The sequence below is a fragment of the Hamadaea sp. NPDC050747 genome (assembly GCF_040654195.1).
Taxonomy (GTDB): domain Bacteria; phylum Actinomycetota; class Actinomycetes; order Mycobacteriales; family Micromonosporaceae; genus Hamadaea.
The window spans coordinates 157,214-182,951 of sequence record NZ_JBFAHM010000003.1; the positions used below are offsets into that span (position 1 = coordinate 157,214).

27 protein-coding genes and 1 pseudogene are annotated in these 25,738 nt (G+C 69.0%); 15 read left to right on the forward strand and 13 right to left on the reverse strand.

Going from position 1 to position 25,738, the window contains the following annotated elements:
• Positions 1–56: 56 nt before the first annotated feature.
• From AB0H43_RS07110 to AB0H43_RS07125, 4 genes are read left to right on the forward strand one after another with little or no spacing between them, the layout of a single operon-like run.
• Positions 57–980 (forward strand): ABC transporter permease, encoded by a 924-nt coding sequence (locus tag AB0H43_RS07110; protein WP_359997803.1) that lies wholly within the window; start codon positions 57–59, stop codon positions 978–980.
• Entirely contained in the window at positions 973–1,926 is a 954-nt protein-coding gene (locus AB0H43_RS07115) for an ABC transporter permease (RefSeq protein WP_359997805.1), read from the forward strand. The genes AB0H43_RS07110 and AB0H43_RS07115 overlap by 8 nt, the downstream gene beginning before the upstream one ends.
• Positions 1,927–1,931: 5 nt before the next feature.
• The gene (locus AB0H43_RS07120; RefSeq protein WP_359997807.1) at positions 1,932–2,921 is read left to right on the forward strand and encodes an ABC transporter ATP-binding protein; all 990 of its coding nucleotides are present in this window, start codon (positions 1,932–1,934) and stop codon (positions 2,919–2,921) included.
• Positions 2,908–3,918: a dipeptide ABC transporter ATP-binding protein gene (locus tag AB0H43_RS07125; protein ID WP_359997810.1), complete on the forward strand. Its 1,011-nt coding sequence runs from the start codon at positions 2,908–2,910 to the stop codon at positions 3,916–3,918. The genes AB0H43_RS07120 and AB0H43_RS07125 overlap by 14 nt, the downstream gene beginning before the upstream one ends.
• Positions 3,919–3,989: 71 nt before the next feature.
• Here AB0H43_RS07125 and purH read toward each other — a convergent pair whose 3' ends face one another.
• Together purH and purN are read right to left on the reverse strand one after the other, a co-directional pair.
• Positions 3,990–5,603: a bifunctional phosphoribosylaminoimidazolecarboxamide formyltransferase/IMP cyclohydrolase gene (purH, locus tag AB0H43_RS07130; RefSeq protein ID WP_359997813.1), complete on the reverse strand. Its 1,614-nt coding sequence runs from the start codon at positions 5,601–5,603 to the stop codon at positions 3,990–3,992.
• Positions 5,600–6,217 carry a phosphoribosylglycinamide formyltransferase gene (gene purN, locus AB0H43_RS07135; RefSeq protein ID WP_359997815.1) on the reverse strand — a complete coding sequence of 206 codons (618 nt, stop codon included), beginning with the start codon at positions 6,215–6,217 and terminating at the stop codon, positions 5,600–5,602. The genes purH and purN overlap by 4 nt, the downstream gene beginning before the upstream one ends.
• Before the next feature lie 113 nt (positions 6,218–6,330).
• Between purN and AB0H43_RS07140 the strand changes: the two genes are divergently transcribed.
• On the forward strand, positions 6,331–6,945 hold the full coding sequence (locus AB0H43_RS07140) for a DUF4190 domain-containing protein (protein WP_359997818.1): 615 nt from the start codon (positions 6,331–6,333) through the stop codon (positions 6,943–6,945).
• A 170-nt stretch (positions 6,946–7,115) separates the two neighbouring features.
• Positions 7,116–7,355: a hypothetical protein gene (locus AB0H43_RS07145; protein WP_359997821.1), complete on the forward strand. Its 240-nt coding sequence runs from the start codon at positions 7,116–7,118 to the stop codon at positions 7,353–7,355.
• Positions 7,356–7,400: 45 nt separating this feature from the next.
• On the opposite strand, the gene AB0H43_RS07150 is transcribed toward AB0H43_RS07145, so the two are convergent.
• Entirely contained in the window at positions 7,401–8,774 is a 1,374-nt protein-coding gene (locus tag AB0H43_RS07150; protein ID WP_359997824.1) for a DUF6350 family protein, read from the reverse strand.
• Positions 8,775–8,888: 114 nt separating this feature from the next.
• On the opposite strand from AB0H43_RS07150, the gene AB0H43_RS07155 reads away from it, so the two are divergent.
• Positions 8,889–9,173 carry a DUF4190 domain-containing protein gene (locus AB0H43_RS07155; RefSeq protein WP_359997827.1) on the forward strand — a complete coding sequence of 95 codons (285 nt, stop codon included), beginning with the start codon at positions 8,889–8,891 and terminating at the stop codon, positions 9,171–9,173.
• Positions 9,174–9,179: 6 nt separating this feature from the next.
• Positions 9,180–9,731: a hypothetical protein gene (locus tag AB0H43_RS07160; protein WP_359997830.1), complete on the forward strand. Its 552-nt coding sequence runs from the start codon at positions 9,180–9,182 to the stop codon at positions 9,729–9,731.
• 66 nt (positions 9,732–9,797) lie between these two features.
• On the opposite strand, the gene sucD is transcribed toward AB0H43_RS07160, so the two are convergent.
• From sucD to AB0H43_RS07175, 3 genes are all read right to left on the reverse strand, one after another.
• A complete protein-coding gene (sucD, locus tag AB0H43_RS07165; protein WP_359997833.1) occupies positions 9,798–10,682 on the reverse strand; it encodes a succinate--CoA ligase subunit alpha in 885 nt (294 codons plus the stop codon).
• 1 nt (position 10,683) lies between these two features.
• Positions 10,684–11,862 (reverse strand): ADP-forming succinate--CoA ligase subunit beta, encoded by a 1,179-nt coding sequence (gene sucC / locus AB0H43_RS07170; protein WP_359997836.1) that lies wholly within the window; start codon positions 11,860–11,862, stop codon positions 10,684–10,686.
• A 459-nt stretch (positions 11,863–12,321) separates the two neighbouring features.
• Positions 12,322–12,729 carry a cobalamin B12-binding domain-containing protein gene (locus AB0H43_RS07175; RefSeq protein ID WP_359997839.1) on the reverse strand — a complete coding sequence of 136 codons (408 nt, stop codon included), beginning with the start codon at positions 12,727–12,729 and terminating at the stop codon, positions 12,322–12,324.
• A 359-nt stretch (positions 12,730–13,088) separates the two neighbouring features.
• Here AB0H43_RS07175 and AB0H43_RS07180 point away from each other — a divergent pair, with 359 nt between their 5' ends.
• From AB0H43_RS07180 to AB0H43_RS07205, 6 genes are all read left to right on the forward strand, one after another.
• Entirely contained in the window at positions 13,089–13,796 is a 708-nt protein-coding gene (locus AB0H43_RS07180; protein ID WP_359997840.1) for a M23 family metallopeptidase, read from the forward strand.
• A 272-nt stretch (positions 13,797–14,068) separates the two neighbouring features.
• Positions 14,069–14,845: a M23 family metallopeptidase gene (locus AB0H43_RS07185; protein WP_359997843.1), complete on the forward strand. Its 777-nt coding sequence runs from the start codon at positions 14,069–14,071 to the stop codon at positions 14,843–14,845.
• A 217-nt stretch (positions 14,846–15,062) separates the two neighbouring features.
• Complete coding sequence (mdh, locus tag AB0H43_RS07190; RefSeq protein ID WP_359997846.1) at positions 15,063–16,013, forward strand: malate dehydrogenase; 951 nt, start codon at positions 15,063–15,065, stop codon at positions 16,011–16,013.
• Positions 16,014–16,084: 71 nt separating this feature from the next.
• Positions 16,085–16,762, forward strand: coding sequence for a uracil-DNA glycosylase (locus tag AB0H43_RS07195; RefSeq protein WP_359997848.1), 678 nt, complete (start codon positions 16,085–16,087; stop codon positions 16,760–16,762).
• Between the two features lie 133 nt (positions 16,763–16,895).
• A complete protein-coding gene (locus AB0H43_RS07200; protein ID WP_359997851.1) occupies positions 16,896–18,113 on the forward strand; it encodes an NADP-dependent isocitrate dehydrogenase in 1,218 nt (405 codons plus the stop codon).
• A gap of 305 nt (positions 18,114–18,418) precedes the next feature.
• Positions 18,419–18,550 (forward strand): hypothetical protein, encoded by a 132-nt coding sequence (locus AB0H43_RS07205; RefSeq protein ID WP_359997854.1) that lies wholly within the window; start codon positions 18,419–18,421, stop codon positions 18,548–18,550.
• 108 nt (positions 18,551–18,658) lie between these two features.
• Here the strand turns inward: AB0H43_RS07205 and AB0H43_RS07210 are convergent, their stop codons facing one another.
• The 6 genes from AB0H43_RS07210 to AB0H43_RS07235 form a co-directional block, all read right to left on the reverse strand.
• Entirely contained in the window at positions 18,659–19,852 is a 1,194-nt protein-coding gene (locus AB0H43_RS07210; RefSeq protein ID WP_359997857.1) for a hypothetical protein, read from the reverse strand.
• A 5-nt stretch (positions 19,853–19,857) separates the two neighbouring features.
• On the reverse strand, positions 19,858–20,694 hold the full coding sequence (locus AB0H43_RS07215; RefSeq protein ID WP_359997860.1) for an alpha/beta hydrolase: 837 nt from the start codon (positions 20,692–20,694) through the stop codon (positions 19,858–19,860).
• A gap of 21 nt (positions 20,695–20,715) precedes the next feature.
• Positions 20,716–21,843 carry a galactose-1-phosphate uridylyltransferase gene (gene galT / locus AB0H43_RS07220; protein WP_359997863.1) on the reverse strand — a complete coding sequence of 376 codons (1,128 nt, stop codon included), beginning with the start codon at positions 21,841–21,843 and terminating at the stop codon, positions 20,716–20,718.
• 8 nt (positions 21,844–21,851) lie between these two features.
• Entirely contained in the window at positions 21,852–22,607 is a 756-nt protein-coding gene (locus tag AB0H43_RS07225; RefSeq protein ID WP_359998592.1) for a DeoR/GlpR family DNA-binding transcription regulator, read from the reverse strand.
• Positions 22,608–22,766: 159 nt separating this feature from the next.
• Positions 22,767–23,687, reverse strand: a complete 921-nt coding sequence (locus AB0H43_RS07230) for a glycosyltransferase (protein ID WP_359997865.1) — start codon at positions 23,685–23,687, stop codon at positions 22,767–22,769.
• Complete coding sequence (locus AB0H43_RS07235) at positions 23,684–24,625, reverse strand: sulfotransferase (RefSeq protein WP_359997868.1); 942 nt, start codon at positions 24,623–24,625, stop codon at positions 23,684–23,686. The genes AB0H43_RS07230 and AB0H43_RS07235 overlap by 4 nt, the downstream gene beginning before the upstream one ends.
• Before the next feature lie 89 nt (positions 24,626–24,714).
• Here AB0H43_RS07235 and AB0H43_RS07240 point away from each other — a divergent pair, with 89 nt between their 5' ends.
• Positions 24,715–25,566, forward strand: a complete 852-nt coding sequence (locus tag AB0H43_RS07240) for a WecB/TagA/CpsF family glycosyltransferase (RefSeq protein WP_359997871.1) — start codon at positions 24,715–24,717, stop codon at positions 25,564–25,566.
• A gap of 91 nt (positions 25,567–25,657) precedes the next feature.
• Here AB0H43_RS07240 and AB0H43_RS07245 read toward each other — a convergent pair.
• Positions 25,658–25,738: pseudogene (locus AB0H43_RS07245) on the reverse strand (DUF5987 family protein); the annotation flags it as partial.

The window sequence follows — 25,738 nt, forward strand, 5'->3', positions numbered from 1 at the left end:
GATCCCTATTTGGGGGATTCGCCCCGAAACCTCCCACACCCGGAGAGACTTGACTCATGTTCCGCTACATCGTGCGCCGTCTGCTCCAAGGCGTGCTCACTTTCTTCGGCGCCACGTTCATCGTGTACAGCCTGATGTTCGCCGGCGGTGGTGATCCCATCCAGGCGTTGGCCGGTGAAAAGCCGGTGTCCGCGCAACAGCGCGCCGCGCTGACGGAGCAGTTCCACCTCAACGAGGGGTTCTTCACGCGGTACCTCTACTTCCTGCGGGACTTCTTCACCGGAAATCTGCAGACGTCGAACCGGCAGGACATCTTCGACCAGGTCGGGCGGGCGCTGCAGTTGACGGGCAAGATCGCCCTGATCGCGATCGTCTTCACGGTCGTCGTCGGCGTCAGCGCCGGCATCGTCGCCGCCCTTCGCCGGGGTGGCGTCTTCGACACTTCGACCCTGATCCTGACGCTGGTGGTCATCGGTATTCCCAGCATCGTGCTGGCGCCGCTCGCTCAGTTCCTCTTCGGCATCCAATGGAAGATATTCCCCGTTATCTATACGCCGGACAAGCCGTTCACCTCCCTGATCTTGCCGGGCCTCGTCCTCGGCGCGTTGTCGCTCGCGACGGCCATGCGGCTGACCCGCGCGTCCTTCTTCGACAACCTCCGCGCCGACTATGTGCGTACCGCCACGTCCAAGGGCCTCACCCGCTTCCGCGTGGTGGGCGTACACGTGCTGCGGAACTCGCTGATCCCGATCATCACCTTCCTCGGCGTCGAGCTCGGCAACCTGATGGGCGGCGCGATCGTGACCGAGGGCGTCTTCAACATCCCGGGTATCGGCGGCAAGCTCTACCGGGCCATCCAGCTGGACGACGGGCCGACCGTCATCACCTTCGTCAGCATGCTGGTGGTCATCTACATCCTGGCCAACTTGATCGTCGACGTGCTGTACGCGGTGCTGGACCCGAGGATTCGCTATGAGTGACTTTGAGACCGAGACCGGCAGCGAGCTGAGCACCTCCACCCGAGGCTCGCTCTTCCCCGTCGGTTCCCCGGAGACCCCGGAGATCACCAAGGTACGCAGCGCCGCCGCCGACGCCTGGCGTGAACTGCGCCGTAATCCGCTCTTCTGGATCGCGTCGCTGATCGCCCTCGTCGCGATCGTCATGGCTTGCTGGCCGTCGCTTTTCACCAGTGCCAACCCGAACGACTGCACACTGTCCAGGCAGATGGCCGGCCCGTCCGGTGGTGCGATCTTCGGCTACAACTTCCAGGGCTGCGACGTCTGGGCGCACGCCGTCTACGGCGCCCGCAACTCGCTGCTCATCGGGGCGGGCGCAGCGCTGCTGGCCGGTTTGCTGGCGATGGTCATCGGCATGGTCGCCGGGTTCTTCGGCGGCTGGGTCGACGCGATCGTGTCCCGGATCGTCGACATCGCGCTGGCGATTCCGCTGATCCTCGGTGCCGTCGTGCTCCTGAAGAACGTTCCGAGCGACAATCAGCCGCTGCGGCTCCTCGCCTTGATCGGCATCCTCGGAGTGTTCGGCTGGACCACCGCAGCGCGAGTCGTCCGCTCCTCGGTGATCAGCGCCAAGCAACAGGACTACGTCGCGGCCGCGCGCATGCTGGGCGCGAACAACGGCCGGATCATGTGGCGGCACATCATGCCCAACGTGCTCGCGCCGTTCCTCGTGATCATCACCATCGCGCTGGGATCCTTCATCGCCGCGGAAGCGACCTTGTCCTTCCTGGGCGTCGGGCTGCAGCCGCCGAGCATCTCGTGGGGCCTGGACATCTCGGACGCTCGCGTGCACATGCGCGAGGACGCCACGCCGCTGATCGTGCCGTCGGTGTTCCTGGCCCTGACCGTGCTGGCCTTCATCATGCTGGGCGACGCCATCCGCGAAGCCTTCGACCCGAAGATGCGGTGACGGGAATGAGTGAGCACCTGCTGGAAGTGGACAACCTGTTCATCGAGTTCCACACTCGCGACGGGGTCTCCAAGGTCATCAACGGCGTCTCGTATCACCTGAACCCGGGTGAGACGCTGGCCGTGCTCGGCGAGTCCGGCTCGGGCAAGTCGGTGACCGCCCAGGCCATCATGGGCATCCTCGACATGCCGCCCGGCAAGATCACCAAGGGGCGCATCCTCTACCGCGGCCGTGACCTGTTGACGATGTCGAAGGAGGAGCGCCGTAAGGTCCGGGGCGAGGAGATCTCGATGGTCTTCCAGGACGCCCTGTCGTCGCTCAACCCCGTCTTCACGGTGGGCAACCAGATCTCGGAGACCCTGCGCAAGCGCAAGGGGATGTCCAAGGCGGACGCGATGACCCGCGCCGTCGAGCTGATGGACCAGGTGAAGATCCCGGCGGCCAAGGCTCGGGTGAAGGACTACCCCCACCAGTTCTCCGGCGGTATGCGTCAGCGCGTGATGATCGCGATGTCGCTGGCCATGGACCCGAAGGTCCTCATCGCCGACGAGCCGACGACCGCGCTGGACGTGACCGTGCAGGCCCAGATCATGGACCTGCTGGCCGAGCTCCGGCGCGACCTCAACATGGCGATGATCCTGATCACCCACGACCTGGGGGTCGTCGCCGACGTGGCGGACCGGATCGCGGTCATGTACGCCGGCCGCATCGTCGAGCACGCGGACGTCCACGCGCTCTACAAGAACCCGGCGCACCCCTACACCAAGGGTCTGCTGGACTCGATCCCCCGGCTGGACGCCAAGGGCACGGAGCTGGCCACCATCAAGGGCCTGCCGCCGAACCTCATGCGCCCGCCGACCGGCTGCGCCTTCCACCCGCGCTGCCAGTACGCGCAGGACATCTGCGTGACGACCAAGCCGCCGCTGCTCGACCTCGGTGGGGGTCGGACCAGCGCCTGCCACTTCGCGAAGGAGCTGCTCGATGGCCGAATCTGAGACCATCCTCCAGGTCGAGAACCTGGTCAAGCACTTCCCGATCCGGCAGGGCATCCTGTTCAAGAAGAAGGTCGGCGAGGTCAAGGCGGTCGACGGCGTCTCCTTCGAGCTGAAGCGCGGGGAGACGCTGGGCATCGTCGGCGAGTCCGGCTGTGGCAAGTCGACGCTGGCCAAGCTGCTCATGCGGCTGGAGGCGCCGACCGCCGGCCGGGCCAAGCTCAACGGCCGCGACATCTACAAGATGGGCGGCTCGGAGCTGCGCCGGCTGCGCCGCAACGTGCAGATGGTCATGCAGGACCCGTACACCTCGCTGAACCCGCGGATGACCGTCGGCGACATCATCGGTGAGCCGTACGAGATCCACCCGGAGGCGGCGCCCAAGGGCGACCGTCAGCGGCGCGTACAGGAGCTGCTGGACCTGGTCGGGCTGAACCCCGAGCACATCAACCGCTACCCGCACCAGTTCTCCGGCGGTCAGCGCCAGCGCATCGGCATCGCCCGGGCGCTCGCCCTGCGGCCCGAGGTCATCGTCTGCGACGAGCCGGTCTCGGCCCTCGACGTGTCAATCCAGGCCCAGGTCATCAACCTGCTGGAGAAGCTGCAGGACGAGTTCGGCCTCTCCTACATCTTCATCGCCCACGACCTGTCCGTGGTCCGCCACATCTCCGACCGGGTCGGCGTGATGTACCTCGGCAAGATCGTCGAGCTGGGGACCGAGGACGAGATCTACGCGCGGCCCACCCACCCGTACACCCAGGCCCTGCTCTCCGCGGTGCCGGTGCCCGACCCCGAGGCCCGCGCCCACCGCGAGATCATCCGCCTGGAGGGTGACGTGCCGTCACCGGCCAACCCGCCGTCCGGCTGCCGGTTCCGCACGCGCTGCTGGAAGGCTCAGGAGAAGTGCGCCCGGGAGGAGCCGCTGCTCGTGCTCCGCCCGGCCGCGGACCCGCACCCGTCCGCCTGCCACTTCGCCGAGCAGCGGCACGTGGTCGCTTAACACCAAGGTGTACGCCGAACGCCCGCCCCCGATCTGGGAGCGGGCGTTCGGGCGCTACTGCCGACTGCGTCTCAGTGCCAGAAGTGCCGACTGCCGGTGAAGTACATCGTGATGCCGGCCTTCTGCGCGGCCTCGATGACCTGCTCGTCCCGGATCGATCCACCGGGCTGGACGACGGCGGTCACCCCGGCCTCGATCAGGATCTCCAGCCCGTCGGGGAACGGGAAGTACGCGTCCGACGCGGCGACCGCGCCCCGCGTACGCTCGACGCCCTCCTCGCCCAGCGTGTTGGCCCGGGAGACGGCCAGCCGGGCGGAGTCCACCCGGTTGACCTGGCCCATGCCGATGCCGACGGCGGCACCGTTCTTGGCGATGAGGATGGCGTTGCTCTTGGCGAACTTGCAGGCGCCCCAGGCGAACTCGAGATCGTCGAGCTGCTCCGCGGTCGCCGGCTCACCGGCGACCAGCCGCCAGTTGTCCACGTAGTCCCCGTCGGCCTGAAGCAGGTCGCGCGACTGGGCCAGGAAACCGCCGGAGATCTGCTTCAGCTCCACCCCCTGCGGCTGCCAGGCCGGGGCGACGAGCGTACGCAGATTCTTCTTGGCGGTGAGCACGGCGAGCGCGTCGTCGGTGTAGCCGGGGGCCACGATGACCTCGGTGAACACGCCCTCCAGCTGGCGGGCCATCTCCTCGGTCACGACGGTGTTGGCCGCGATGACCCCGCCGTACGCCGACACCGGGTCGCACGCGTGGGCCTTGCGGTGCGCGTCGGCGACCGACTCCAGCGAGATGGCGATGCCGCACGGGTTGTTGTGCTTGACGATGGCGACGCAGGCCACGCCCTCATAGGTGTTGCAGGCGGACCAGGCGGCGTCGGCGTCCACATAGTTGTTGTAGGACATCTCCTTGCCGCCGAGCTGCTGCGCCCGAGCCAGCCCGGCCGCGCCCCACGGGTCGATGTAGAGCGCCGCGGCCTGGTGGGGGTTCTCGCCATACCGCAGGTTGGCCACCCGCCAGCCGGCGATGCCGCCGAACTCGGGCCAGCTGTTGGCGCCCGGGGCGGTCGGCTCCAGCTCGACCAGGTTGGCTCCGGTCCACTGGGCGATCGCCAGGTCGTAGTCGGCGATCTCGGCGAAGGCGCGGGCGGCCATGGCCCGCCGCTCGGTGAGCGAGAACCCGCCCAGCTTCAGCGCGGCGTGGATGACCGTGTAGTCCTGCGGTGCGACGACGACCGCGACGCTGTTGTGGTTCTTCGCGGCCGCGCGGACCATCGCCGGCCCGCCGATGTCGATGTTCTCGACGCACTCCTCCAGCGACGCGCCGGAGGCCACCGTCTTCTGGAACGGGTAGAGGTTCGAGACCAGCAGGTCGAACGGCTCGATGCCCAGCTTCTCCAGCTCGGCGACGTGCTCGGGGTTGGTCGTGTCGGCCAGCAGTCCGGCGTGGACGTTCGGGTGCAGGGTCTTGACCCGGCCGCCCAGCGCCTCGCCGAACCCGGTGAGGTCCTCGACCCGGTGGACCGGCGGACCGACCGTCTCCAGGAAGGCTGCGGTGGAGCTGGTCGCGAAGATCTCCACGCCCGCCTGGCGCAGCGCCTTCACGAGGCCCTCCAGCCCCGACTTGTCTGTGACGCTGATCAGCGCCCGCTTGATCGGCTTACGCTCGGCGGCGGCCTCGATGGTCACCCGACTGTCACCTTTCGTCCAGAGATGGTCCAACCGTTGCGGGCCATGCGCCCGACGTACTCCACGAGCTGTGCCCGCTCGGCTTCCTTGATCCGCTCGGTGAGCGTCTCCTCGGTGTCGTCGTCGAGGACGGGCACCGCCACCTGCGCGATGATCTGCCCGGTGTCGACCCCGTCGTCCACCATGAACAACGTGGCTCCGGAGACCTTCACGCCGTAGGCCAGCGCGTCGCGCGGGCCGTGGATGCCCGGGAACGACGGCAGCAGCGCGTTGTGCGTGTTGATGTAACGGCCGCCGAAGTCCGCGAGGAACGCCTTGCCGACGAGCTTCAGGAAACCGGCGCTGATCACCAGGTCCGGCTCGTACGCCCGGACCGATTGAGTGAGCGCCACGTCCCACGCGACCCGGTCGGGATAGTCGGCGACCTTGTGCACGAAGACCGGTACGCCGGCCGCGACGGCCCGGTCGAGCCCGGCGATGCCGTCCCGGTCCGCTCCGACGGCCACGACCTGTGCCCCGTACGCCGGATCGGCGCACGCGTCGAGGAGCGCCTGGAGGTTGGAGCCCGAGCCGGAGATCAGCACCACGAGTTTGCGGGGGCTGCGAGTGGTCACCGGCAAACCCTATCCGGCCCGGTATCAGCGATTTCGCGGACCCAGCCCGATGAATTGCCCTATGTTGGGCAAAACGTCACAAAGTTAGCTAAGACCGCCAGGAGGAGGTTGCCGTGACCTCACCGGACACACCGGAGCCGGAGCACGTGGCCGGTACGCCCGACACGCCCGACACGCCGACGGCCGGAACCGGCCACCAGGGTGCCTGGGCCGTGCCGCCCGCTGCGCCCGAACCGGTCGCCGCACCGGATCCGGTGGGGCAGTCGACCACGCCCGACATCCCGCCGCCTCCGCCGTTGCCGCCGACCGCCACGACTCCGCCGAACGTGCCCCAAGGCGGGTACGGCGCGCCGCAAGGCGGTTATGCAGCCCCGGGCCAGCCGACCTACCCGCCGCCGGCTACCCCGCCGCCCGGCGACCCGAACTCGATGATGAACCGGATGGGCGGCCCGAACAACATCCTCGGCTGGCTCGCCCTCGTCTTCGGCATCATCGGCACCGGCTGCTGTTGCTGCTGGTTCCTCGACGGCGCCCCGTTCTTCGGCGGCATTCCCGCGGTGATCCTGGGCATCCTGCATCTCCAGCGGGTGAAGCAGCATCGCGCCAGCATGAAGTGGCTCGGCTGGGTCGGCATCGTGCTCGGCGTCATCGCGCTCCTCGGCGCGCTGTGCAATTTCACCACCCATTGGAATGACGATCTGCACGACCAGGTCGTCGACAACTACTGAGCGAGTGGCCCGCGGCGGTCCGGAGATTCGTCCAATCTCCGGCCGCCGTGCCGCGTTTTCCCAGCAGTCCCACAGATTCACTTGTGAAACAGGGGTCCCAACCGTTGCAGGACATGATTACAATCCCGCGTGCCCCATTGATGGGGCTGACAAGCTAAGGAGAACCCCTTATGACCCAGCCCGTCGTCCCTCAGCCGGCTGCTCCGGCCGGTAAGGACAACACCACCCTCTTCGGTGTGCTCGGCATCGTGATCGGTCTGATCTGCTGCGGACCCATCGGCCTCGTGTTCGCGATCCTGTCGCACATCCAGGCGAACAAGCACGGCAACAAGCCGACCCTGGCCATCATCGGCTACGTCTGCGTCGCGCTCGGGATCATCTGGAACATCATCTACGCCGTGAACCGCTGATCGCGGATCCAGAACAGCGGGCGGCCCTCTGGTCGCCCGCTGCTTCTATTCCGCCGTAGTGCGCCGCCGGGCTTCGTAGAGCGGCCGCGTCCCGAGCGCGCCGATGAGGCAGCCCAGGGCAGTCACTCCGGAGCCCATCAAGGCCACGCTGAGCGGCGCCGGCCCGACCTGGCCGACCGCGGTGGTCAGCCGCCCGCTCGCGATGGCCGCGGCCAGCCCCAGCGCCAGCCCGGCCACCGGACCGGCGAGGATCGAGCCGGTGAGCAGGTGCCCCCAGCGTACTTCTGGGATGACTCCGTCTCGTGGGCGCAGCCGCCGTCGCGTCAGCAGCCAGCCCGCCGCGATGCCGGCCAGCAAAGGCAGGCCGAGCACCACGTTCGCCAGGCCGCCGAGGGCGCTCTCCGGCATCGCCGCGAAGGCCGGCAGCGCCGGGAGGCGTACGTCGTCCAGGCCGACGAAGGAGGCCCGCACCACGCCGGCCGGCCCGAAGGCGAAGCCGGGGCCGAGCAGGTAGGCGGCGGCCCACACCGCCATGTTCGGGGCCAGCGCCAGACTCACCAGCGTCACGCCGGCCTGTCCGGCCACGTCCGTCCGATAGCCCGCGAGGATCGCGTTCGCGTCGCCGCCGTGGAGCGCCACCGCCACGCCGGTCACTCCCGCGCCCGCGCCGATCACCAGCAGGGCGGCCACGCCGCCGGTCCGCGTCGCGTCTCGAATCACCTTGGGTACGCGTCGCGCCACGACCGCGATGGCTCCGGTGGCCCGCAGCGCGCCGAGTCCGGCGAAGATCACCCCACTGACCAGGCCGTGCAGCGCCGCGCGTGGGGGAGCGACCCCGATCGCCCCGGCGTCGACGAACCAGCCCGACAGTCCGGTGAGGAGGGCGTACGCCGTGCCGAGGAGCAGCCCGATCTGGCCGACCCGGCGCAGATCCCGGCTGCCGCGCGCGCCGAGCGCCCGAGTCGTGTGCACCCCTGCCCGGAACAGCCGCCAGCACGCCAGCGCGCCCAACGCCAACGGGGCGAGGGTCAGCGTCCCGAGGTCGGTCCGGAGCGGAACCCCGAGACTGAGCAGCCAGCCCGCCAGCCCCACCCGTACGCTCGCCGACGTGCTCACGGGCTGATCCGCGGCCAGCAGCGCGCCTGCGGTCAGCAGCGTCACGGGCAGCACCGCCGTCAACGCCGCGAGCAGGGCATTCACCACGGTCGCCGCGATCGCCCGGGGCCACGGCAACGGGCGTACGCGTCGCGTGGTCGCCATCGCGGGCGCGCGGCCGCGCGCGCTCTGCCGCGGAACCCGTGTCTCGTCGGTGTCGGACGGCCCGGCCGGCTCGTGCAAATCGAACGCGACGGTCTCGCGGAGCGACAGGTGTTTCGCCTCCGCCGCCGCCAGCGTCTCTTCGTCCGGGGTGCCTGCCATCAGCGCCAACCTAACCACAAGAGCAACTCGATAACCACAAAGTACTCACGCGTCCGCTGTGTCGGCTTTACGCTCTGCTCAAGGTCGATTACTGATCGCAACGAGGAGGGCCCTGTGACCGGACCGTACAACGCGCCGCAGCCCGTCCCTCCGCCGATGCCGGTGCAACCGGCCGGACGGGACAACTCGACCCTCTTCGGGGTCCTGGGCATCATCGTCAGCATCTGCTGCGGCGGCGTGGCGGGCGGGATCATCGGCATCATCCTCGGCAAGCTCTCCCGCGATCAGGCCCGCAAGTTCGGCAAGTCCACCGGCCTCGGCACCGCCGCCATGGTCATCGGCGTCCTGGTCACCGTGGCCGCGATCATCTACTGGATCGTCTATCTGGCGAGGAGGTAGGCAGGCATGACGGACCAGAACCCGACGCCCTCGCCCTACGAGCCCCCGAGCGGCTCCTCCGGCACCGGCGGCGACACGGGCGCCACTCCGTCCTCCGGGGCGGCCGGCGGCTACGAACCGCCCAGCACCGGCAGCGGATACGACCCCAACGCCGGCGCGGGCTACCAGGCTCCGACCACCGGTGGTGGATCGGTCTACGAGAGTTCGACCTACCAGCCACCCGGCGCACCACCGCCCGGCGGGTCCCCGTACGGGCCGCCGCCGGGCGGCCAGTATCCGCCGCCCTACCAGGCGCCCGTCACTCCGGTGACCCCGGGAGCGAAGAACAACACGATGCTCTTCGGCATCCTGGGCATCGTTCTCGGCCTGGTCTGCTGTGCCCCGCTGGGCATCCTGTTCGGCTGGCTCTCGATGAACGAGGCCAAGAAGACCAACAGCGACGCCACACTGGGCAAGGTCGCCTTCTGGCTGGGTATCGCCATCACCGCGGTCTACGTGATCGGCGGCATCGTCGCCCTCTGCGCGGGCGTCTTCAGCAGCAACAACACGAATTACTGACCGAACGGCAGGAGCCCCCGGCACCGGATGACGGCGCCGGGGGCTCCTTTACGCGTACCAGAAGAACTAGCGGCCCATGATCTCGCGCATCAGGCGGGCCGTCTCCGAGGGGGTCTTGCCGACCTTGACCCCCGCGGCCTCGAGGGCCTCCTTCTTCGCCTCGGCGGTGCCCGACGAGCCGGAGATGATCGCGCCGGCGTGACCCATGGTCTTGCCGGGCGGCGCGGTGAAGCCGGCGATGTAGCCGACGACCGGCTTGGTCACGTTGGCCTTGATGAACTCGGCCGCGCGCTCCTCGGCGTCGCCGCCGATCTCACCGATCATGACGATCGCGTCGGTCTCCGGGTCCTCCTGGAAGGCCGCGAGCGCGTCGATGTGCGTGGTCCCGATGACCGGGTCGCCGCCGATGCCGACGCAGGTGGAGAAGCCGATGTCGGACAGCTCGAACATCATCTGGTAGGTCAGCGTGCCGGACTTGCTGACCAGGCCGATCCGGCCGGAGCCGGTGATGTCGGCCGGGATGATGCCCGCGTTGCTCGCGCCGGGCGAGGCGATGCCGGGGCAGTTCGGGCCGATGATCCGGGTCTTGCCGCCCTTGGCCACGTTGTACGCCCAGAACGAGGCGCTGTCGTGGACCGGTACGCCCTCGGTGATGACGACGGCCAGCTCGATGCCGGCGTCGATCGCGTCGATGACCGCGGACTTGGTGAACGCCGGCGGCACGAAGATGACGGAGACGTCGGCACCGGTCGCGGCCATGGCGTCGGCCACGGTCGCGAAGACCGGAACCTCAGTCCCGTCGAAGTCGGCAGTCGTGCCCGCCTTGCGCGGGTTCACGCCGCCGACGATGTTCGTCCCGGCCTTCAGCATGCGGCGGGTGTGCTTCGACCCCTCCGAGCCGGTCATGCCCTGGACGATGACCTTGGAGTCCTTGGTGAGCCAGATGGCCATGTCATGCCCCCACTGCGGCGAGCTCAGCGGCGCGCTTGGCGGCGCCGTCCATGGTGTCGACCCGCTCGACCAGCGGGTTGTTCGCGCCGTCCAGAATCGCCCGGCCGGCCTCGGCGTTGTTGCCGTCCAGCCGGACGACCAGCGGCTTGGTCACGGCTTCGCCACGGTCGCCGAGCAGAGCCAGCGCCTGCAGGATGCCGTTGGCGACCGCGTCGCAGGCGGTGATGCCGCCGAACACGTTCACGAAGACGCTCTTGACGGCCGGGTCGGACAGCACGATCTCCAGACCGTTCGCCATCACCTCGGCGCTCGCGCCGCCGCCGATGTCGAGGAAGTTCGCGGGCTTGACCCCACCGAACTCCTCCCCGGCGTACGCGACGACGTCGAGGGTCGACATGACCAGGCCCGCGCCGTTGCCGATGATGCCGACCTCGCCGTCGAGCTTGACGTAGTTGAGGTCCTTCGCCTTGGCGGCCTGCTCCAGCGGGTCGACCGCCGACTTGTCCTCCAGCGCCTCGTGGTCGGGGTGGCGGAACCCGGCGTTCTCGTCCAGCGTCACCTTGGCGTCGAGGCAGAGCACCTTGCCCTCGGCCGTCTTGGCGAGCGGGTTGACCTCGACCAGCGTGGCGTCCTCGGCGACGAAGGTCTGCCACAGCTTGACGGCGATGTCGGCGACCTGGTCGGCCACCTCCGCCGGGAACTGACCGGCGGTCACGATCTCGCGGGCGATCTCCGGCGTCACGCCGACGGTCGCGTCGATCGGGCGCTTGACGACCTTGTCGGGCGTCTCGTGTGCGACCTGCTCGATCTCCATGCCGCCGGCGACGCTGGCGATGCAGAGGAAGGTCCGGTTGGCCCGGTCGAGCAGGTAGGAGAAGTAGTACTCCTCGGCGATGTCCGCGGTCTCGGCGAGCATCACCTTGTGGACCGTGTGGCCCTTGATGTCCATGCCGAGGATGTCGCTCGCACGGTCGAACGCCTCGTCCGGCGTCGCCGCCAGCTTCACGCCACCGGCCTTGCCTCGGCCACCGACCTTCACCTGAGCCTTGACAACAACGCTCTTGCCAAGGCGCTCGGCGATCGTCCGGGCCTCTTCGGGGGTCGCCGCCACGCCGCCGCCGAGCACGGGCAAGCCGTGCTTCTCGAAGACGTCGCGCCCCTGGTACTCGTACAGGTCCACGTAAGCGTCCCGTTCCGTCCAGTCTGGGGAGCCCGTCGCCTGATGAGACGGGCCATCTTAAGCGGCAGCCTAACTACTGCCCCCCTCCCGAACGGCCGTTCGGGTACCGATTTGTGCACGATCCCACAGCCGCGGGCATCGCTGCCCGTCAACGGCGTACGCCCGGCGGCCCGGCGGCGGAGCGTGGGTCGCGGTGCGGCGGAAAAGTCGCCCGGATCTTTTTTCGTGGGCCGCGTAACCCCCTCGGTCAGGCCTCGTTGAAGTGGATGTCAGAGCACTGAGGGGTGGCTCTGACAAGGTAAAACGGCCGATGCCCTGTCGGTCGAGGGGTGGCGGCGGGGCGTCGTGCATATGAGGAGCCGGACGTGTGAGGGGTGCGTCCGGCTCCTCCCTTTTCTGCTATACGCGCCGCGGCCGCCGTTCAGCGAACGGCGGCCGCGTGCTGTCTGATGCCGGTGGTTACGCGGCCGAGTGGGTCGGCACGTGTGCCCGGACCCAATCGACGATGGACTGCGTGGTCGCGCCCGGCGTGAAGATCTTGGCGACGCCCAGCGACTCCAGCTCGGGAATGTCGGCGTCGGGGATGATGCCGCCGCCGAAGACGACGATGTCGGTCGCCTCCCGCTCCTTCAGCAGTTCGACGACCCGGCGGAACAGCGTGAGGTGCGCGCCGGAGAGTACGGACAGGCCGATCGCGCCCGCGTCCTCCTGAATCGCGGTCTGCACGATCTGCTCCGGCGTCTGGTGCAGCCCGGTGTAGACGACCTCCATGCCGGCGTCGCGCAGCGCGCGGGCGACTACCTTGGCTCCCCGGTCGTGCCCGTCGAGGCCCGGCTTGGCGACGACCACCCTGATGGGATCCGACATTTGCTTCCACCCTCTCGGCCTGCCCGCCGTCCGTCGCGGGCCTTAACGAACGGTAACCTGCGAAAGCCTTGACTGGTAAGCCGGTCCGCGGCTACCGCAGAGTTCTCCAAATGCGACGGAGAGTAATCAACGATTTTCCTGCCTAATAGTGTCGGACTCGGACACTTCGTGTCGCACACTCGCACTGTCCGTATGTTGATCACGCATCGGAACTTGTGTGAACCCCTAGGGGTTCGCTACGTTGTCCCGCAGTGCCTTTGACTGCGCTACCGATGCACAAGGTCAGGATCACCTGAAAGTCACCGAGGTGGTCGGGTCCGGAGAACGCCACCGGGCCACATCGACGGAGGGTGTTTGCGTTGCAGTACCGGCCAGAGCCGCTACGAGAGCGCGATAAGTACCGAGGTCGCCGCCGCGTCCCGACGCCCCCTCGCAGCCGCTACGTCGGCGTAGTCACCACCGCACTGGTCGGAGCCGGAATCGTCGCTCTGGGCGCCGGCGCCGCGATGCCCGACCAGAAGGCCAACGCAGCCGCCCTCGACAGCACCGACAGCGCCACCCTCGCGCAGGAACGCAATGCCGCTGCCGATCAGACCAGCCGTAACGACCGCACCGGCGGCGCCGGGCTGGCCTCCACCACCGTCGCCGCGTCCGACGCCTGGCTGCTGCCCCTGCACGATTACGAGTTCACCTCCAACTTCGGCATGCGCTGGGGCCGCCCGCACAAGGGCGTCGACCTCGCCGCGCCGGAGGGCACGCCGTTCACGGCGGTGCACGACGGCACCGTGGTCATCGCCGAATGGCGGGGCGGCTACGGGAACATGGTCATGATCGACCACGGAAACGGCCTGGCCACCGTCTATGGCCACTCCTCGCAGCTGCTGGTCAAGGCGGGCGACCACGTGAAGGCCGGTCAGGTCATCGCGCTCGTCGGCAACACCGGCCAGTCGACCGGACCGCACCTGCACCTGGAGATCCACGTCAATGGGGAAGCCGTCGAGCCGGTCGCCTGGTTCAAGCAGCACGGCGTTGATTTGAAGCTCGAGATGGAGAACATCTTCAGCTAGGCCCTAGTCGAGAACTTACGCCCACACCGGTCGGTGTGGGCGTTTTTGCTGCTCCCCGGCTTGCCCAGCGCTGGTCATGAACCGCCCGGATGTCCGGTTCGATGTGATTGCGGTCACAAACATCGCAGTGGGCCAGCTCACTATTCCCGCCAACCCAAATTTTGTGGAAATGGGTGATTTGCGCATGGGGTCGTTACCCCTAGGGGGTCGCCAGTAGGGCTCTGACCAGGCAATCTTGTGCCTCGTGTCAACGAGGACCGAGGGAGGCATTGGTGCCTGAGGATAATTCGAAGACCGTTCTGGACGCTGGGCGTCGCCACACGGCGCACCTCGTCACCCGGGTTCGGGGCGGCCTCGCCGGCAAGAGTCGCAAGGTCATCGTGATCGCTGCGCTCGCCGGCATCACCGGAGCCGGGCTCGCCGCGGCGAACCTCTCCACCCCCACAACCCCCACATCAGCTACCGCATTGGACACTTCCCGGAGTGCCGCCGCGATGATCGCCGACCGGTCGGCGCGGGACGCCGCGGCGTCGGTGTCGGCCTCAGCTTCGGCCTCGGCTTCGGCCGACGCCGCGAAGAAGGCCGCGGACGCGAAGAAGGCCGCCGAAGCCGCCGCCAAGAAGGCGGCGGAGGCCAAGAAGGCCGCTGCCGCCTGGGTCAGCCCCATCCCCGGAGCCCAGGTCACCTCCTGCTACGGGCAGCGGTGGGGCGTACTGCACGCCGGGATCGACTTCGCCGCCGCCGAGAACACCCCCGAACACGCGGTCGGCGCGGGCACCGTGGTCGCCGCGGGCTGGGTCTACTCCGGCTACGGCATCTCGGTGCTGATCGATCACGGCAACGGGACCTACACCCACTACGCCCACATGAACAAGACCACGGTGAAGGCCGGCCAGAAGGTCACCCCCGGCCAGGTCATCGGATACGAGGGCTCCACCGGCGACTCGACCGGGCCGCACCTGCACTTCGAGGTGTGGAAGGGCATGTGGGGTCAGATCAACCCCGCTCCATGGCTGAAGGCGCACGGCATCGCGACCAGCTGCAGCTGACGTAACCCCCATATCGAAGCCGCCGCCCACGCCGGAACCCCCTGGCACCGGGCGGCGGCTTCGTTCTGCCGCAGTGGGCGTACCACTGAAGAACACACGAACCGGACCCGGACGGGCCTGGACGGGGCAGCGGGGCTATGGTGCGAGACATCCGGCATCGCCGGTCGTGAACGTGAGGATGCGAGCCGTGGGCCGCAGTTTTGGGAAGGTCTGAACAATGGGCAAGAAGGTCACCGTCGTCGGCGCCGGCTTCTACGGCTCGACGACCGCGCAGCGCCTGGCGGAGTACGACGTCTTCGAGACGGTGGTGCTCACCGACATCGTCGAGGGCAAGCCCGAAGGCCTCGCGCTGGACATGAACCAGTCCCGCCCGATCGAAGGCTTCGAGACCAAGATCGTCGGTGTCACGACCGGCCCCAACGGCGAGGGCTACGAGGCGATCGCCGACTCCGACATCGTCGTGATCACCGCCGGACTGCCGCGCAAGCCGGGCATGAGCCGCATGGACCTCCTGGGCGTCAACGCCAAGATCGTTCGCGGGGTCGCCGAGCAGGTGGCCAAGCACGCCCCGAACGCCGTCGTGATCGTCGTCTCCAACCCGCTCGACGAGATGACCGCCCTCGCCCAGATCGCGACCCAGTTCCCGAAGAACCGGGTCATGGGCCAGGCCGGCATGCTCGACACCGCGCGGTTCACGAACTTCGTCGCCGAGACCCTCAACGTCCCGGTCAAGTCGGTGAAGACGCTGACCCTGGGCTCGCACGGCGACACCATGGTGCCGGTCCCGTCGCAGTGCACCGTCGACGGCAAGCCGCTCACCGACCTGCTGCCCGCCGACAAGATCGAGGAGCTCGTCGTGCGTACGCGCAACGGCGGTGCCGAGGTCGTCGCGCTGCTCAAGACCGGGTCGGCGTACTACGCGCCGTCCGCGGCCGCGGCTCGCATGGCGAAGGCGGTCGCCGAGGACAGCGGCGCCGTGATGCCGGTCTGCGCCTGGGTCGACGGTGAGTACGGCATCAACGGGGTCTACCTCGGTGTCGAGGCGGCCATCGGCGCCACGGGCGTCAAGTCCGTCGTCGAGACCGCGCTGACGGACTCGGAGCTGGCCGGGCTCAAGGAGGCCGCCGAGGCGGTCCGGGCCAAGCAGGCAGACGTCGTCAGCCTCTGACGTTTCGTGGATGGGGGCGGGACTCTCCGCCCCCATCTGCTTGTCGGGGGTGGACGGTAGGGTGTCGGGCTATGGGACTTGACCTCGTTGAACTGCTGCCTGGTGAGTGGCGGGACGTCATGAAGCCGCACCTCGATCTCGAGGCGACCGCGCGCCTGTCGTCCTTTGTGGAGTCTGAGTACGCCACCCAGACGGTGTATCCGCCCATCGACGATCTGTTCGCGGCGTTCCGGCTGTGCGCGCCGGCGCAGACTCGCGTGCTGATCCTGGGCCAGGATCCCTATCACAAGCGAGGGCAGGCGCACGGCCTGAGCTTCAGCGTGCGGCCGGGCGTCTCGGTCCCGCCGTCGCTGCGCAACGTATACAAGGAGATCCAGGAAGACCTCGGCGTGACGCCGCCGCCGAACGGTGACCTGACCCGGTGGGCGCAGCAAGGCGTCCTGCTGCTCAACGCAGTGCTGACCGTTCGCGAGGGCAAGCCGACCAGTCACGCCGACCAGGGCTGGGAGGCGTTCACCGACGCCGCGATCAAGGCCGTCAACGAGTCTCCCTACCGCGTGGTCTACCTGCTCTGGGGCAGCTACGCCCGTAAGAAGGCGGCGTTGGTGCGCAATCCGAACCACGTCGTCATCGAGGCCGGGCACCCGAGTCCCATGAATCCTCGGGGCTTCCTCGGCTCCCGTCCGTTCTCGCAGGCGAACGCCGCTCTCCAGGCCGCCGGTCGCGGCGAGGTGAACTGGGGCGCCTGAGATGCCTTCGTCCGGTTCGGGGGTGTGATCCTCGCAGGGGATCCCGCCCCCGGTCGGCACCCTCGGGTCGATGGCAGTACGCTCGTACTGTTAATGCGACTTGCCAACACCTCCGAGGGGAGCGCCCGGCACCATGGCGAAGATCAAGGTGACCAACCCGGTCGTCGAGCTCGACGGCGACGAGATGACCCGGATCATCTGGAAGCAGATCCGGGAGCAGCTGATCCTGCCTTATCTCGACGTCGACCTGCACTACTACGACCTGTCCATCGAGCACCGTGACGCGACCGACGACCAGGTCACGATCGACGCGGCCAACGCCATCAAGCAGCACGGCGTCGGCGTCAAGTGCGCGACGATCACGCCGGACGAGGCGCGCGTCGAGGAGTTCGGGCTGAAGAAGATGTGGAAGTCGCCGAACGGCACGATCCGCAACATCCTCGGCGGCGTGATCTTCCGCGAGCCGATCATCATGAGCAACGTGCCGCGGCTCGTCCCCGGCTGGACCAAGCCGATCGTCGTCGGCCGCCACGCGCACGGCGACCAGTACAAGGCGACCGACTTCGTGGTCCCCGGCCCGGGCAAGGTGACCGTCACCTACACCCCGGCCGACGGCAGCGCGCCGATGGAGTTCGAGATCGCCGACTTCCCCGGCGGCGGCGTGGCCATGGGCATGTACAACTACGACGAGTCGATCCGCGACTTCGCGCGCGCCTCGTTCAGCTACGGCCTGCTGCGGAACTACCCGGTCTACCTGTCGACGAAGAACACCATCCTCAAGGCGTACGACGGGCGGTTCAAGGACATCTTCGCCGAGGTCTTCGAGGCCGAGTTCAAGTCCGAGTTCGACGCCAAGGGCCTGACCTACGAGCACCGGCTGATCGACGACATGGTCGCCGCGGCGCTCAAGTGGGAAGGCGGCTACGTCTGGGCCTGCAAGAACTACGACGGTGACGTCCAGTCCGACATCGTCGCCCAGGGCTTCGGCTCGCTCGGCCTGATGACCTCCGTCCTGATGACGCCGGACGGGCGTACGGTCGAGGCCGAGGCCGCCCACGGCACCGTCACCCGGCACTACCGGCAGTGGCAGAAGGGCCAGAAGACGTCGACCAACCCGATCGCGTCGATCTTCGCCTGGACGCGGGGTCTGGCCCACCGGGGCAAGCTCGACGGCACCCCGGCGGTCACCGAGTTCGCCGACACGCTGGAGCAGGTCATCATCGACACCGTCGAAGGCGGCGCGATGACCAAGGACCTGGCCCTGCTGATCGCGCCGGACGCGCCGTGGCAGACCACCGAGGAGTTCATGAACACCCTCGACACGAACCTGGCCAAGCGACTCTCGGCCTGACCGCGTTACTCCTATTTGGGTGATTCGTTACGAATAGTGAGAGCGGAGCCAGCCGCCCTCACCCATGAATTCACCTGCAGTCCCTTCCCCGGGGCGGGCTCCAATCGGAGCCCGCCCCGTCCCTTATCCGGGCCCCGTTCTTGCCTTTTCTGGTCAATTCTTGGCCTGTGCCGCCTGTGCCGCCTGTGCCGCCTGTGCCGCCTGGCCCAAGATCATGCGCCCGCTGTATGCGATTTTCGGCCGAGTTTCTTGATCATGCGCCAGCCATATGCGCTGATGAGCCAATTCGCGCAAACCGCGGGAACATGATCAAGCAACGGCGGAACTTGGCGCAGACCAGGGGCGCCGAATGGTTCCGGTGGGCGCTCGGGATCACCGGGGTCGCCGGGATCGCCGGGCTCGCCGGGCTCGCCGGGCTCGCCGGGCTCGCCGGGTGATCATGCCGTCGGGGAGTTGATCAGGGCCGCCGGGACACGACACGCCGGTCGATCACGACCGATAGTTCATGATCGCGCGGAAACAGCGGTGGGCGGCGTGGAGAGGGATCAGCCGAGGCGCTGGTCCTGGACGGTGAAGCCGGCTCCGGTGAGCGCGTCCCGAAGCGCGTCGGCCATGGCGAAGTCCCGATTGGCCCGAGCCTGTTCGCGCGCGGCGCGTACGGAGGTGAGGAGGGCGGGGACGGCCTCGTGCGCCTCGGTCGCCACCTGCCCGAGCCGGACGATCATGCCGCGCAGGACGCTGCGCGCGTGTTCGTGGTCGGGGGAGACGTTGGTGTCGGCCGCCCAGTCGTCGATCGCGGTCTCCAGCTCGAGCGCGATGGCGACGCATTCCTGCACGTCCTGGACGGCGAGCGCAGTGCCGAACCGGGCGTCGAGCGCGTCGGCGACCTCGCCGACGGAGGCGGCGCCGGGCTCGGCGAGCGGTTCGGCGGGCGATGCCGGGGCCGGGGGAGCGACAGCGGCCGTGGCCGAGGTGTCTGCGAGCGCCTCCAACGGCAGCGTACTGCCGGTGGGGTAGACCCGGCTCTCCCCGCGTCGCCGCAACGTCAGCCCGCCTTGGCCGACGACCTGCACCGACGCGGTGGGAAGGTCGAGGAGGACGGCGGTGTGCTCGTCGATGCCCACGATCACCGACTCCTCGGGCAGCCACTGCTCCATCCGGGCGAGCCGGCCTTCGCCGAGGTAGCAGAACCGGGTGTCGTGGTGGCCGCCCTCGGCGTTGTCGTAGTGCGGGATGATCACCGCCGGTACGCCGGTCAGCTCCCGGAAGATGTCGAGCGCCGGAACCCAGTGCGGATCGAGGCCCGCCTTGTAGATCTCGTAGACCGGGATGGCGTGCGAGCCGAGGGTCAGCGCCGCCGCACTCGCGAAGACCACCACCTTCGACTTCGTGATCAGGCCCGGGATCGGCGTGTCCCGCCAGTGGCTCAGGGCGTATGTCGGGGAGCCGGGGCCGGCGAAGAGCCACTCAGCCTGCCGCAGCGAGGTCAGCGCTCGTTCGGCCTCGACGGCGGGCAGGTCACGACGACGCCAGGAGACCACGCCGATGTCGCGGCCCACGCTCGCCTTGAAGTACGCCACCGCCCGCGCGGAGATGTCGTCGGCGTTGGACTGGAAGCCGTAGGGCGTGTCCAGCAGGACGGCTGGAGCGTCGCCGACGCGGTCGAGGATCGCTCGATGCGGTTTGATCATGGTGGGCGTGGTCTCGCCCGATCCCATGAGGACGATCAGCTCGGTCATTCAGGTCACCCCGCCAGGCTCAGCAGATCGACGGCCAACTCCTTGGGCCGCTGGGCATGCAGATCGTGGTCGCCGCCGGCGTACTCCCGGATCCGGGCGTCGGGCAGCGCGGCGGCGGCCCGCTCGACCCGGGCGCGCGTCCGCTCGGCGCGGACCGGGTCGGTGGACATCGCCGGTAGCAACAGGGTCGGCACCGTGATCCTGTGCAGCCAGTCCCAGACGGGCTGGTCCCACATGTCGCGGACGATCTCCATGTGCCGGGGGATCGGCAGCCGCCGCTCGACCGTGCCGTCCGGCAGCTCGCGCAGGTTGTACGCAATCGCCGCGACGGCCGCCTCGGACCAGTCGGGATGCGCCTGACGCAGGTATGCCGCCAGATCGCCGGCCCGCATCCCGTCCACCGACGGCGGCCGCAGCGCCTGCTCGCAGTCCGCCCAGGAGGCGAACTCGCCGGCCAGGTCGATCCAGCCGCCGTCGACGAGGGCGGCCCCGGACACCAGCTCCGGATGCTCGGCGGCGAACCGAACGACGACGTTGCCACCCCAGGACTGGCCGACGACGATCACGGAGGGGAGATCGAGGGCGGCACACACCGCCGCAAGGTCCTTCGCCGCGGTGGCCGTGTCGAAGCCGCTGTCGGGCAGCGTGGAGTCGCCGTGCCCGCGCAGGTCCACCGCCCAGGTCGGATTGCCCGCCGCCACCAGGGCGGCCGCGGTCTCGTCCCACAGCCGGGCGTTGGAGGCGAGCCCGTGCACGAGCAGAAACCCGCGACCGGGCGCGCCTTCACCGAAATGGCGCACACTCAGGGTGGCGTCGGGCAGCGTGACTTGCAGCGGTCGCATGCCCCCGACACTAGCGGGGACCTACGACAAGGTCGCCTGCATTGCGGTACGCAGGGCGGCAGCGGCCTCCTCCGGCGGGATGTCGTTGACGAACGCGCCCATCGCCGACTCCGAACCGGCGAGGTACTTCAGCTTCCCCGGCCCGCGCCGGATGCTGAACAGTTGCAGGTGGAGGTAGGCCAGCTCGCGGTCCTCGCGTACCGGCGCCTGATGCCAGGCCCCGATGTAGGGCATGGGGCCGTCGAAGAGCGCGTCGAAACCGCGTACCAGGGAAAGCCACAGAGGAGCCGCGGCCTCGCGCTCTTCGTCGGACAGCGCGGCGAGGTCCGGGACCTGGCGATGCGGCGCGAGATGGACCTCGAACGGCCAGCGCGCGAAGGCCGGCACGAAGGCGGTCCAGTGGTCGTTGCGCGCGAGCACGCGCGTGCCGTCCGCGATCTCCGCGGCCAGGACGTCCGCGTAGAGGTTGCGGCCCGTGGCCTCGTGGTGGCGGCGCGCGGCCGCGAGATGCTGCCGGGTCTTCGGCGTGACATAGGGGTACGCGTAAATCTGCCCGTGTGGATGGTGCATCGTGACACCGATCTCGACCCCGCGATTCTCGAAGCAGAAGACCTGCTCGACGCCGGGCACCTGAGACAGTTCGGCAGTACGCTGCGCCAACGCCGCGAGGACGGTGCGCACCCGGCTCTCCGGCAGCTTGCCGAAGGACGAGTCGTGGTCGGGAGTGAAGCAGACGACCTCGCAGCGGCCGACGCCCGGTCGGGTGCTGGGGTAGCCGTCACCGGCCTCCTGGACCGACCGCACCCCCGGCGGCTCGGCCGAGAGCCTCCCCGGCTCCGCGTTCGTCGAGAACGAGGGGAACCGGTTCTCGAAGACCACCACGTCGTAGTCGTCGGCCGGGATCTCGGTGAAGTAGTCCGGCTTGGACGGGCACAGCGGACATTCGCTGGTCGGCGGCAGCAGCGGGCGGCCCTGGCGGCTGCTCGCGATCGCGACCCATTCCTCCGTCAGCGGGTCGCGCCGAAGCTGGGTCGGGGCGGGCGGGGCGGCGAGATCCCGCTGGTCCACCGAGGCGCGTACGGCGTCGTCGGCCTCGTCGAAGTAGATCAGCTCCCGGCCGTCGGCCAGGCGGATCGAGGTGTGCTTCATCGTTTCCTTCACATGATCTCGGCGTGTGCGAGAGCTTCCCGGGCATCGTCGGGCAGGTCGTCGTCGGTGACCAAGACCTGCGCCGCGGCCAGGTCGGCGATGGTGGCGATGCCGACGACGTCCCACTTCGAGGAGTCGGCGACCACGACCGTCCGGCGCGCGGAGTCGATCAACGCCCGGTCGGTCTCCGCCTCCAGCAGATTCGGGGTGGTGAACCCGGCCCGCGCGCTCATCCCGTGTACGCCCAGGAACAGCAGGTCCACGTGCAGGCTGCGGATCGCCGCGCTCGCGATCGGGCCGACCAGCGCGTCGGAAGGCGTACGCACGCCCCCGGTCAGCACGACCGTCTGATCCGGGCGGCCGGACCGGTGGAAGAGATCGGCGACCGGAACGGAGTTCGTCACCACGGTCAGCCCTTCGACACCGGTCAGCCGCTGAGCCAGCCGGGCGGTCGTCGTCCCGGCCGACAGCGCGATCGCTATGCCGGGCTGCACCAGCGCGGCAGCCTTGTCCGCGATCGCGTCCTTCTGCCGCTGATGGAGTTCCGCCTTCGCAGCGAACCCGGGCTCCTCGGTGGCCCCCGGCCGCAGCACCGTCGCACCCCCGTGCACCTTGAGGATGAGCCCGCGATCGGACAACATCTCCAGGTCACGACGGATCGTCATGTCCGAGACGCCGAAGCGGTCCACCAGGTCGGCCACGCGTACGCCGCCGGTCGCGCGGACGGCGTCGAGGATCGCGGCCTGTCGTTGTGCTGCGAGCACCACGCCTCCCCATCCCACACACTCGCACTCATCCCAACACGTTCCAACATACACCGACGTGGCTGATGGGGCTAACCGCGTACGCGGTCGCGCTGGATCAGGGTTCTCGGTCGAATCTTGACCCAAGATTCGACCGAGAACCCTGATCCAGGGAAAGAGCTAGATGCCGTGGCCGTGCTTGTGCAGGGCGCTCAGGACCCGTTCGATCCGGACGGCACCGGTAAGAGCCGCCAGGGCGATGGCGGCACGCGGCTCCCGCCAGTTGGCGCGTACGGTCTCGCGAGCCCATTTCCACGCGTCGGCCCGGTTTCCCGCCGCCGCCGACCAGCAGGCGAGCTGGCCGTAGACCCGGGCGGCTCCCGGCGGGCACCCCTTGATCTCGGGGTGGCGGGCCATCATCCAGCGCAGCGACGAGATCTTGGTGGCGTACTCGTAGGCGTAGAACGAGCTCCGCCCCCACAGGACCCGGACGAGCGGTTCGTCGACGTGCAGGATCGGGTGCCGTCGCGCCGCCCGCAGCAGGAGGTCCCAGTCCTCGTTCTGGCTGCCCGGGGCGTCCTCAGCGACCAGGCCCAGGCGGTCCGGGTCGGCCAGCGCCGCCCGCCGGAACAGGAATCCGGACGAGTGCAGCATCGCCATCCGCGACCGCGCCAGGTCGTCGACGGTCACCAGGTCGCGCCCGGCGAGGCGGATGCTGCGCCGGTCCGCGTACTTCACTTCGATCGCGCAGGTGACCATCTCGGTGTCCGCGTGATGGCGCAAGGCCGTCACCTGGTCCCGCAGCTTGTTCGGCACCCACACGTCGTCGTCGTCACAAAAGGCCACCAGGTCCGCGGCACAGGCCAGGATGCCGGTGTTCCGGGCACCAGCCAAGCCAGGGATACGCGAATTGCAGAGCACGGTGACCGGACGTTCGCCGGCGGATTCCCGGCTCGGGTCGGGCTCGGCCTGGTCGTAGACGAGGAGGATGCGTACCGGTCCTTCGTAGTCCTGTTCCAGGATGCCGTCGATCGTCCGGGTGAGCAGTTCCGGACGATTCCGGGTAGGGACCACCACATCCACCGAAGGCCAGGTCGTCATCGCTTCACCCCCAGCTCGTACCCGTACGCCTTCAGCATGGGCGCGCAGACGGCGTTGACGACGGCCCGCTGCCTCGGCGCCAGGTGCGTACGCCACGCGTCGTCCTGGCGTAGCGGCACGACTCCAGTGGTGAAGCGCATCGGGTTCCCGGCGGCGCTGTGCGACACGCCGAGGGTCACCTGGTCCCGTTCGAGCCAGCCGAGGTCCACTGCGGACGGGTCGAGCCCGGCGAACGTCACCAGCCGCCGCAGCGTCGCCTGCGGATCGGCCAGGAATTCCTCATACCGCAGCGTGCGTACGCGTACTCCGCGGCGGCGGAGCAGCGAGAACGCGGCGTTGTGCGCCGTCCACAGCAGAGCCGAGCGGGCCGGCGAGTATCGGGTCATCTCGTCGGCGGCCGCCTCCGGCCGCAGCACCGTCTTCGTCCACGAGTACGCCACCCCGCGTGCGTCCCGAACGACGTGCAGCACTCGTAGGTCGAGCGGTGGCTCCGCTTGAGTGGCATGGCGCAGAACATGGGCGAGCGCCGAGTGCTTCGACGAGTCCACGATGACTTCGGCGCCGCTGACGGCGGCCGCTGCCTCGTAGATCCGAACGTAGTAGTCGGCGTATTCGCGTACCAGATCCGCATAGCCGGCGGGCACGCGAGTCGCGAGGCGCGGGATGTGCCGGGTGCGCTCGACCAGATCGCGCAGCGCGAGGACGCGATGGACGTCGACCCGGTGCCAGCCGCCGAACGCCGCGACCCCGACGCGTTCCCAGAAGTCGCAGGCCGAGAAGTGGCTGCCGCAGGCGCACTTCTCGTCGTCGCGGAGATCGCGTTGCCAGAGATGGACCAGCTCGCCGACCGCACAGATGCCCGGCACCTCGCCGAGGACGCGCTCGATCAGCGTCGTGCCGCTGCGCCCCAGCCCGCCGAGGAAGACGACCCGCGCCATCGGCGCACCCCCTGCACGGTTTTGTCGGTTCGTGTGTCACTGCGGTTAACGAGCGATCCGCAGGGATTGACCCGCTATTGTCCAATTTCGTGGGAAATGAGCGCGTGAAACTGGCCGGCCGGGAATTCGACGCGATCACCGAGGAAGAGGTCGCCACACACGTCGTCGAAGCGCTGAGCCGGGGCGAAGGCGGCCGGATCGTCACCCCGAACGTCGACATCCTGCGGCTCGCCGACAGCGACCGGCCCATCGCGGCCGAAGTCCGCAGCTTCCTCGACGACGCGACCCTCGTCGTCGCCGACGGCATGCCGCTGGTGTGGGCGAGCAAACTCGCCGGGAACCCGCTGCCCGAACGGGTCGCGGGATCCAGCCTGATCTGGACCATCTCGCAGGCGATCGGCGACATCGCCGGATCGGTCTATCTGCTGGGCGGTGCCCCGGTGCCGTCCGGGATCGAGCCGGAGGAGGGCGACGACTGGCTGCTCATGGCCTCCGCCGTGGGAGTCGCCGGGCGGAGCGCCGACGGGGCGCACCGAGCCGCCGCCGAACTGGCCGCCGCCTGCCCCGGGCTCATCATCGCCGGCTGCGCCGCACCGCCCTTCGGCTTCGACGCCGACCCCGACCAGTACGCCCCGGTGCTGGACGCCGTCATCGCCGCCCGCCCAGACGTCTGCTTCGTCGGCCTGGGCTTCCCCCGGCAGGAACGCGTGATCACCGACCTACGCGACGCCCTGCCGTCCACCTGGTTCCTCGGCTGCGGCGCGGCGATCAACTTCATCGCCGGCCACCAACAACGCGCCCCGATCTGGATGCAGCGCAGCGGACTCGAATGGGCGCACCGGCTCGCCCAGGAACCCCGGCGGCTCGCCTCGCGCTACCTGCGCCACGACGCCCCGTACGCCGTCCGCCTGCTCGCGGGCGCCGCCCTCCGCCGCCCCTGACCCCTTCCTTGGGCGCTGCTCTCTCGCGCTGCTCTCTCGCGCTGCTTTTTGGCGCTGCTTTTTGGCGCTGGATCAGGGTTCTCGGTCGAATCTTGGCCAGGGCGTCGGTCGTGGTGAGGTGGGCCGCCGCGTCGAACGCCATGGTGGCGAACATCGCCAGGCCCACCCACAT